Source organism: Flavobacterium sp. AK-345, from assembly GCF_058310175.1.
The window spans coordinates 18,346-27,204 of sequence record NZ_JBZEER010000001.1; the positions used below are offsets into that span (position 1 = coordinate 18,346).

Annotated in this window: 7 protein-coding genes; 6 read left to right on the forward strand and 1 reads right to left on the reverse strand. The window is 33.1% G+C overall.

What is annotated here, in order from left to right:
• Positions 1 to 81 precede the first annotated feature (81 nt).
• Positions 82 to 2,532 (forward strand): replication restart helicase PriA, encoded by a 2,451-nt coding sequence (gene priA, locus AC4FQ3_RS00120; RefSeq protein WP_491180412.1) that lies wholly within the window; start codon positions 82 to 84, stop codon positions 2,530 to 2,532.
• Here priA and AC4FQ3_RS00125 read toward each other — a convergent pair whose 3' ends face one another.
• On the reverse strand, positions 2,533 to 3,231 hold the full coding sequence (locus AC4FQ3_RS00125) for a LytR/AlgR family response regulator transcription factor (protein WP_042564338.1): 699 nt from the start codon (positions 3,229 to 3,231) through the stop codon (positions 2,533 to 2,535). It lies immediately after the preceding gene.
• A 176-nt stretch (positions 3,232 to 3,407) separates the two neighbouring features.
• On the opposite strand from AC4FQ3_RS00125, the gene rpsF reads away from it, so the two are divergent.
• The 5 genes from rpsF (at position 3,408) to AC4FQ3_RS00150 (ending at position 8,419) form a co-directional block, all read left to right on the forward strand.
• The gene (gene rpsF / locus AC4FQ3_RS00130) at positions 3,408 to 3,749 is read left to right on the forward strand and encodes a 30S ribosomal protein S6 (protein WP_007810575.1); all 342 of its coding nucleotides are present in this window, start codon (positions 3,408 to 3,410) and stop codon (positions 3,747 to 3,749) included.
• Positions 3,750 to 3,754: 5 nt separating this feature from the next.
• Complete coding sequence (gene rpsR / locus AC4FQ3_RS00135) at positions 3,755 to 4,051, forward strand: 30S ribosomal protein S18 (protein ID WP_002987043.1); 297 nt, start codon at positions 3,755 to 3,757, stop codon at positions 4,049 to 4,051.
• 65 nt (positions 4,052 to 4,116) lie between these two features.
• Positions 4,117 to 4,557: a 50S ribosomal protein L9 gene (gene rplI, locus AC4FQ3_RS00140; RefSeq protein ID WP_042564339.1), complete on the forward strand. Its 441-nt coding sequence runs from the start codon at positions 4,117 to 4,119 to the stop codon at positions 4,555 to 4,557.
• Positions 4,558 to 4,657: 100 nt separating this feature from the next.
• Positions 4,658 to 7,828: an outer membrane beta-barrel protein gene (locus tag AC4FQ3_RS00145; RefSeq protein ID WP_491180413.1), complete on the forward strand. Its 3,171-nt coding sequence runs from the start codon at positions 4,658 to 4,660 to the stop codon at positions 7,826 to 7,828.
• 117 nt (positions 7,829 to 7,945) lie between these two features.
• A complete protein-coding gene (locus AC4FQ3_RS00150; RefSeq protein ID WP_042564341.1) occupies positions 7,946 to 8,419 on the forward strand; it encodes a DUF6495 family protein in 474 nt (157 codons plus the stop codon).
• Positions 8,420 to 8,859 lie beyond the last annotated feature (440 nt).

The window sequence follows — 8,859 nt, forward strand, 5'->3', positions numbered from 1 at the left end:
TGTAATCCAAATAGAAAATTGGTTAGAAAATTATTAATTTTCATCACTAAAGTTATTTTTTAAATCCTATAAAATATCTACATGTTTTTTGTCGAAGTCGTTCTACCACTTTCTCTAGCCAAAACCTTTACATATCGTATTTCTGAGGCTGAATTTCATTTCATTAAAAAAGGAATGAGAGTCGCGGTGCCTTTTGGTAAAAGTAAAATTTATACAGCATTGGTAATTGATATTCATGAAAATGCTCCGACTTTATATGATGCCAAAGAAATTCATCAAATTTTAGACGAAAAACCTATTGCGACCGAAATTCAGATTAAACACTGGCTTTGGGTGGCAAATTATTATATGTGTGGCATTGGCGATGTATATCGCGGTGCTTTCCCAAGCGGATTATTGCTTGAAAGTGAAACAATTATTTCGCATAAAACAGATGTTGTTGTAAATCAAAACGAACTTTCAGATGAAGAATTTTTGGTTTATGAGGCTTTACAGCAACAGAGTTCTTTAAAAGTTCAGGAGATTATTTCAATTTTAAATAAGAAAAATATTTTGCCGGTTCTTCAAAAAATGATGGCCAGGGATATTATTGTTTTAGAAGAAGAAATAAAAGAAAGTTACAAACCAAAATTGATTCGCTATGTAAAATTGCATAGTAAATACGAATCTGATGAAGGTTTGGGACAATTGCTTGAAATATTAAAAAGCGCCAATAAACAAAAAGAAATTGTTTTGGCTTTTTTTCAATTACGTGCTTCTGAGAAGAAACCAATAACAGTAAAAAAACTGGTTGAGATTTCGAAATCTACTTCTGCAGTAATAAAAGCGTTAATTGAAAAAGAAATTTTTGAAGAATATTTTCTGCAACACGACAGGATTTCTTTTGATGGAAAAGCTTCAGAAAAACAGTTGCAATTAAGTGATGCCCAGGAAGGTGCTTTTACAGCAATTAAAGATAATTTTCTGGAAAAAGAAGTTTGTCTGCTTCATGGTGTAACATCAAGTGGTAAAACAGAAATTTACATCAAATTAATTGAAGAATATCTAGAAACGGGCAGGCAGGTTTTGTATTTACTGCCTGAAATTGCGCTTACGACTCAATTAGTTTCTCGTCTTAGACTTCATTTTGGAGACAAAGTGGCGGTTTTTCATTCAAAATATAGTAATAACGAAAGGGTAGAAGTTTGGAAACAAACACTCGAAAATTCTGAAAAAGCACAAATTGTAATAGGAGCAAGATCGGCTTTGTTTTTGCCTTTTACTGATTTGGGTTTATTGATTGTAGATGAAGAACATGAGCAGACTTTTAAGCAAACAGATCCGGCGCCTCGTTATCATGCGCGGGATGCAGCAATTGTTTTGGCTAATTTTCATCAGGCAAAAGTTCTTTTGGGGTCTGCAACGCCAAGTATTGAAACCTATTTTAATACGCAAACTGCAAAATATGGTTTGGTAACGCTTACAGAACGTTATAACAATGTTCGAATGCCCGAAGTTGTTTTGGTAGATTTAAAAGACAAACACTTCAGAAAAAAAATGACGGGTCATTTTAGCGATCTTTTAATCGAAGAAATAGCCGAAGCTTTGTCATTGGGTGAACAGGTAATTTTATTTCAAAATAGAAGAGGATATTCACCTATTATTGAATGTATGACTTGTGGGCATGTTCCGCATTGTCAACAGTGTGATGTGAGTTTGACTTTTCATAAACATAAAAATCAATTGCGCTGTCATTATTGTGGTTATTCAATTGCAAAACCAACACATTGCCATAGTTGTTCGAGTATAGATTTGACAACGAAAGGTTTTGGAACAGAACAAATTGAACAGGAATTAATTTCTCTTTTTCCGAATGCAAAAACCGGAAGAATGGATCAGGATACAACGCGCGGAAAATATGGTTTTGAAAAAATTATTGATTCATTTAAAGGCCGCGAAATAGATATTTTGGTAGGGACACAAATGCTGGCTAAAGGTTTAGACTTTGATAACGTAAGTTTAGTGGGTATCATGAATGCCGATAACATGCTGCATCATCCAGATTTTAGAGCTTTTGAGCGCAGTTTTCAAATGATGACGCAAGTTGCGGGAAGAGCAGGAAGATCAGAAAAACAGGGTAAAGTCGTGATTCAGACTTATAATCCAAATCATAATACAATACAACAGGTTACTACGCATAATTATGCGGGTATGTATAAGGAGCAATTGTATGATCGTCTGATTTATAGGTATCCTCCTTATTTCAGAATTATAAAGTTAACTTTAAAACATCGGGATTTTGATAAGCTAAAAGAAGGATCTATGTGGTTGTATCAGGTTTTGAGTCAAAATCTGAGTATGCCCGTTTTGGGACCGGAAGAACCGGCAATTAGCAGAATCAGAAATGAATATATCAGGACGATATTAATTAAGATTCCGCAGGAACTACATTTAGGGAACACAAAAAAAACTATTCAGAAGATGTTGAATAGTTTTGAGGCGGTTGCTCAATACAGAGCTATAAAAGTTACTGTAAACGTCGATTTTTATTGATTAAGAAGATGTAGAGAGTGCTTTTACCAAATCTTCTTTTTTGTTTCGGCTTAATGGAATCTTGGTAATTCCAATTTCGGCAAATTTGCTGTTGAAACGTTCTACTTTGTCAATATTAATGATATAAGACTTGTGTACGCGGATAAATTTATCTTTAGACAGGTCGTTTTCAAAAGATTTCATTGTTGAAAGAACCAAATTGCTATCGTCTTCGGTAACAACTCTTACGTAATCTCCAAAAGCTTCAATCCATTTGATTTTGGCTGTAAAGATTTTAAGTTTTTTTAGATTGCTTTTGATAAAAATATGTTCGCCTTCTTCTTCTTTTACCTCTTTTTTAAGTAGATGCATATCAATTGCTCTTTTTACAGAAGCATTGAATCGGTCTACTGCAATAGGTTTTTGCAGATAATCGGTGGCATCATAATCAAAAGCTTTTAGAGCATATTCTGCTTTAGAAGTTATAAATATAATTTGTGGTTTAGTTTTTAATCCGTCCAGAAAATCAAAGCCATTTATAACCGGCATTTCTATATCAAGAAATATTAAGTCTATATTATTTAAGGAGATACAGCTTTTCGCCTCGATTGCGTTCGAAAAGTCACCAATTAAATGCAAGCCTGGGTGATTATTGACTAATTTAGCAATAATTGTCCTCTGTATAGAACTATCATCTACAACAACACAATTTAGTTTCATAACATTTAAATTTATATAAATCAGGATAGCAGTAGTAAATATATTAATTTTTTTAGGAAAAAAACTAAAGTAGATCTTTATTTTTTACTTTACATCGAATAAACGTAAAAAAGAGTTGTTTATTTAAATATAATGATTACTTTTGCACCCAATTTTAACAAATAAATATTGTATTTATGAATCATTATGAAACTGTTTTCATTTTAAATCCCGTTTTATCTGAAGTTCAGGTGAAGGAAACAGTAACGAAATTTGAAGAATTTCTTACTAGTAGAGGAGCTGAAATGGTGTCAAAAGAGGATTGGGGTCTGAAAAAAATGGCTTACGAAATCCAAAACAAAAAAAGTGGTTTTTATCACTTATTCGAATTCAAAGTAGCTGGAGAAGTTCTAATTGCTTTTGAAACTGAATTTAGACGTGACGAAAGAGTTATGCGTTTCTTAACTGTAAGTTTAGACAAACATGCTATTTCATGGGCTGAAAGAAGAAGAGCCAAATTAAAATCTACTAAAGCTTAATTATTATGTCTACAATAGAGCAATCTGCAAAAGGAAAAAAAGACGGAGATATCAGATATTTAACGCCTTTAAACATTGAAACAAACAAAACTAAAAAGTACTGTCGTTTCAAAAAATCAGGAATCAAATATATCGATTATAAAGATGCTGATTTCTTATTGAAATTCGTTAATGAGCAAGGAAAAATTCTTCCTCGTCGTTTAACTGGAACTTCATTAAAATACCAAAGAAAAGTTTCTGTAGCTGTAAAAAGAGCTCGTCACTTAGCTTTAATGCCATACGTGGCCGATTTATTAAAATAATTAAAAACTCTAGTCGCTGGTTTCTGTTATGCAGAACCTAACTTCTAAAATATAAGGACAACAACATGGAACTTATTTTAAAACAAGACGTACAAAACTTAGGATTTAAAGATGATGTAGTATCAGTTAAAGCTGGTTACGGTCGTAACTTTTTAATTCCTCAAGGATTCGCGCATTTAGCTACACCTTCTGCAAAGAAAGTTTTAGCTGAAAACCTAAAACAAAGAGCACACAAAGAAGCTAAAGTTGTTGCTGATGCAAAAGCATTAGCTGAAACTTTAAAAGCTCTTGAAATTAAACTTACTGCAAAAGCTGGTGGAGAGAAACTTTTTGGTTCTATCACAAACATCGATATTGCTGAAGCTTTAGAGAAATCAGGTAATGCTATTGATAGAAAATTCATCACTAGTGGTATCGTAAAACGTACAGGAAAATATTCTGCTAGCATCCGTTTACACAGAGATGTTATCGTTGATTTACCATACGAGATTATCGCTGAAAAATAACATTTTGTTAACTTCTTGTTAATAAAATATAAAAGCCACTCTAACGAGTGGCTTTTTTTTGTCTAATTTTGAGGGAAATAACTCACTCAAAACTAAGAAAATGAAAAAAATCTTTGCATTATTGTTATGTTTGCTGGCCTTAACCGCGGTCACGGGACAAACAACAACTTCGAGTATTAAGGGTATTGTAAAAAGTTCAACCAACGAACTATTGCCCGGTGCTAGTATATTAGCCATTCATACTCCGACTGGGGGTAAATATTCTGCCGTTTCAAATGAAGATGGAAGGTTTAATATTTTGAATATGAGAATTGGAGGACCTTACAAAATTGTTGTAACTTTTGTGGGCTTTCAAGATCAGGAATATAATGATATCTATCTTGATTTAGGAAAACCATTTAATATAGATGTTCTGCTTGCAGATGCGAGCCAGGCGCTGGAAGAAGTAAAGGTTGTTGCTAAAGACAAGGTTTTTAAAAGCGGAAAAACAGGTGCCGAAACTACAATTGGCAGAAGAGAATTAACGGCATTACCAACAATTTCAAGATCTGCAGAAGATTTTACGCGTTTGGAGCCAACTGCAAGCGGCGGATCTTTTGGAGGAAGAAATGATCAGTATAATAATTATTCTTTAAATGGTGCGGTATTTAATAATCCGTTTGGTTTGGATGCTGCAACTCCCGGAGGACAAACGGGTGCTCAGCCTATTTCATTAGATGCGATCGAACAAATTCAGGTGGCGACTGCTCCTTATGATGTTACTTTATCCGGATTTACCGGAGCTTCTGTAAATGCAGTTACAAAATCCGGAACAAATGAGTTTCATGGTACTGCATATGCTTTTTACAGAAATCAGGATCTGACCGGCGATAAAATTAAAGGAGAAAAAATATTTGTGCCAACATTAGAACAAACTCAGGCAGGTTTTAGTTTAGGAGCTCCTATTATTAAAGATAAATTATTCATTTTCGGAAATTTTGAAATTGATAAAAGAAGCGATTTAGGTTCAAATTTCGTTGCGAATAATAACGATGGTGTGACCGGAATTAATGAATCAAGAGTTTTAGAATCTGATTTAATTGCGGTTTCTAATGCTTTGGCAGGTTTGGGATATAATACAGGAGCTTATCAGGGTTTTATTCATGAATCAAACTCAAATAAAGGAATTATTAAAGTCGACTGGAATGTCAGTGATAATCATAAATTGGCGGTTATTTATAATTTTCTTGATGCTTCAAAAGATAAACCTGCGCATCCAACAGCTCTTGGTTTTAGAGGACCGAATGCTTCAATTTTACAATTTCAAAATTCCGGATATCAAATTAATAATAACTTAAGTTCTTTTTTAGTTGAATTAAACTCAAAATTCAGTGAGAAAGTTTCGAATAAGTTTCAGGCAGGATATTCGCATTTTAATGACTACAGAGTTCCATTTTCTGTTCCGGCTCCTGTAATTAATATTCAGGATGGCGCGGGTTCTAATTATATTATTGCTGGTCATGAACCATTTTCGATCAATAATACTTTAGATCAAAAAGTAATTCAAATCACCAATAATTTGACTTATACGGTTGGTAAACATGCTTTTACTTTTGGAACTTCTTTTGAAAAATTCGGATTTAAAAATTCATTTAATCTGGGTGGTTACGATAACTTCGGAAACCCGAATGGTTATGCGGGAACTTTTTTCACTCCCTATTTCACAACACAAGATTTCTTAAATGATGCTGCTCAGCCTTATGCAACCAGTATCATAGCACAAAACCTTCAATATGCTCAGGATGTTTTTAATACCAAAAGTAACTTTGAAGTAGGAACTGACGGTGGATGGAAACTGGCGGAATTAAATGTAGGACAATTGGCCTTTTATGCACAGGATGATATTAGTGTAAGTGATGATTTTAAATTGTCTGTAGGTTTAAGAATTGATAAACCGTTGTATTTTAATACAGCAGATTTGATTCAGAAATATATAGACACTGATAATGGAGGTTCTGGAAGAGATAATAGTATTGATTATTATAATCCGCAGACAGGTCAGGCTGTTAAATTGATTTCTACAGATTTACCAAGCGATAGAATTCTTTGGTCGCCTAGAATTGGATTTAACTGGGATGTAAAAGGCGATGCTACTTCTCAACTTCGTGGAGGATCTGGGATTTTTACAGGAAGAATTCCGTTTGTTTGGTTAGGAAACCAGGTTAGTGGTGCCGATGACAGTTTCTTTCAAATTATGGATCCTGATTATAAATGGCCGCAAGTCTGGAGAAGTAGTTTAGGATTTGATCATAGATTTGAAAGCAATTATATTGTAACAGTTGATTTATCTTATAATAAGGATATAAATGCGGTTCAGGTTCAAAACTGGGGCTTAAAACCGCCAACAGGAACTTTAGCCGGTGTTGACAACAGAGCCATTTATGTTGCTGCTGATAAAGGAGCAAACAATGCTTATGTAATGACAAATTCTGATAAAGGAAGTGCTTTTAATGCTTCTGTTAAATTGCAAAAAACTTTTGAAAACGGTCTGTATGCAAGTGTGGCTTATAATTATTTAAAATCAAAAGATGTAAACTCTATTGAAGCTGAAATTACGGGAGATGCTTTTTCTTTTAATCCTGCATTAGGAAATGTAAATACTGCTGCGCTTTCGAATTCTAAATATGGAGATAATCATCGTTTTATAGGGGTTGCATCTAAAAAATGGAAATACGGAAAAGATAAATGGGCAACAACAGTTTCAACTTTTCTGGAATATGCTCAGGGCGGACGTTTTAATTATACCTATGGAGGGGATATTAACGGAGACGGTTCAAGTGTTAACGATTTAATTTATATACCAACAACTGCAGAAATTGCAACGATGAATTTTAGCGCCCCGGGACAAGGGGAAGCTTTTGATAAGTTTATTTCTCAGGATAAATATATGAGAGACAGAAGAGGACAATATGCAGAGCGCTATGGGGCAATATCTCCATGGAGAGGAAGATGTGATGTTAAATTATTGCAGGATTATAATTTCAGAGTTTCTTCTGCATCCGAAAAAACGAACACGATCCAGTTTAGTATTGATATTTTAAATTTTGGTAATTTACTTAATTCTGATTGGGGAGTTGTTCAGGTTCCTACGAGTGTTCAGCCAATTGGTGTTACAGTTGCGGGAAATACACCAACTTATACTTTTAATAATACGCAAACCAAAACGTTTAGTTATGATGCCAGCTTAACATCCAGATGGCAGGCTCAATTTGGTATCAGATATATCTTCTAGGAAGTAAAAAAAAGTTATAAATTTGCCCTCGCATTTGTGAGGGCTTTTTTTATGGATTAAAAATTAGAAATAATCTGTTAGAGCTTTTTTAAAGCGTTTAAATCAAAGAAAAAATAAATGAAATACGCAAGATTAACAAAAGAGCAATTTGATGAATTGCATGCGGAATTTGCTAGTTTTTTAGCAACTCAGGCAATTGATAAAGCTGAGTGGGATTCTATTAAAGAGAATAAGCCGGAAGTGGCAGAACAGGAGCTGGATGTTTTTTCGGATTTAATTTGGGAAGGTGTTTTGTCAAGAGCCGAATTTTTAGAGCATTTTTCTAAAAATCACATCTTTTTATTTCAATGTTTTGAAACTCATGTTCAATCAATAGTCTTGAAATCGTTAGTTCCGGATACTGATTTTTTAACAAAAGAAGGGTTGCAATGGCTGAGCGATAATATGTTTACTGAAACAATTGAAATGAAAGTAGGCAAGAAAGTTTTTACTGAAGATAGAAATGCCTCAATATTTGAATTAATTCAGCAAGGCGCTTTTTTAAGCGACGGACAGCTTTTTAAGCAAATTAATACGATTATTGAATCGTAATCGTTGTAGTTGAACTGTTTAAAAGGTAAATGATTGATGTTAAAATATTTACCTTTTTTACCTTATTTAACTTTTGTTTAGACTTTTTTATTTTTTTTACACCGTATTTTTACCTGTTTTTTTCGAATTGTTCAAAAATGTCTTCTTTACACTTGTTATTGTAGGTTTTACTTTTCAATTTTTTGTATTTATATTGATTTTAAACATGTTACCAAATTTAAAAAGTAATCATAAACTTACATTTTTGTATTTTTACGAAAAAATATGGTTTTATTTATGATTTCTATAACAGTCCTTTTTTTGATTTAATGCCTTGATTTTATTGAGATTTATATCTTTTTTGTTTTTTTGAATTTTAGTAATTTAAAAAAGATAAGAGTTTTGTACTTGTTTTATATTTAGGTTTTTCTTAATTTTAGTAAAGGAAAAAAGTTAAACAA